Origin of the sequence: Prevotella rectalis, assembly GCF_900607215.1 — a bacterium.
Lineage (GTDB): Bacteria > Bacteroidota > Bacteroidia > Bacteroidales > Bacteroidaceae > Prevotella > Prevotella brunnea.
Genome location: NZ_LR027822.1, coordinates 137,639 through 138,399, shown reverse-complemented (window position 1 = coordinate 138,399; position 761 = coordinate 137,639). Strand labels below are relative to the sequence as shown.

Here is a 761-nt window from a genome sequence, read left to right as displayed (position 1 = left end):
GCCTGATGGTCGGTCTTATAGTGCTGAAGCATATTCGCAACGTCTCGGACGAGAGCGTCGTGGAACAGTTCTCGGAGAACGCCTACTACCAGTATTTTTGCGGAATGGAATCCTTCACCATCGCCAAGCCTTGCGTACCGACGGAACTCGTGGAGTTCCGCCATCGCATTGGCGAGGCGGGCATGGAGTTGATTCTCAAGGAGAGCATCCGGGTCAACCTGCTGCTTGACGACAAGCGGAAAGAGAATGAAAACAGAAATGACGGCAAGGACGGTCGTGGACGCAAGTCCGACACCGAGCAGACAGCCTTTATCGACTCAACCGTGCAGGAGAAGAACGTCACGTTCCCCACGGATTCGAAACTCCTGAATAAAATCATCGGTTTCTGCCGCGACGTGGCTCATGCAGAGCATCTCAAGGTGCGCCAAAGCTATGCCGGGGAAATCAAGAGACTTAAGCTTGTGCAGCGTTTCCGTGGCAGGAAGAACAGTTCAGCCAAGGTAAGGAAAGCCGACCGTCGGATGCGCACCATCGCCGGAAGGCTGTTGCGCGAGCTGGTTCGGAATTTGCCCCCTGAGAACTCTTACCAAGAACGTATTGAGGTCTGCATGAAGTTTGTTAACGGCGAGAGAATGGACGGTCACAAGATCTACTCCCTTCATGAGCCGGACGTGTTGTGCATCAGCAAGGGGAAGGACCACAAGAAATACGAGTTCGGCAATAAAGTCTCCCTTGTCAGACTGTGGAATGGTCTCATTGTC

General features: G+C 53.2%; 1 protein-coding gene. It reads left to right on the top strand.

All coding sequences use genetic code 11. The annotated features are described in order from the left end of the window. On the top strand, positions 1–761 hold a 761-nt coding region (locus E0E16_RS08910; RefSeq protein ID WP_130830625.1), incomplete at both ends, for a transposase.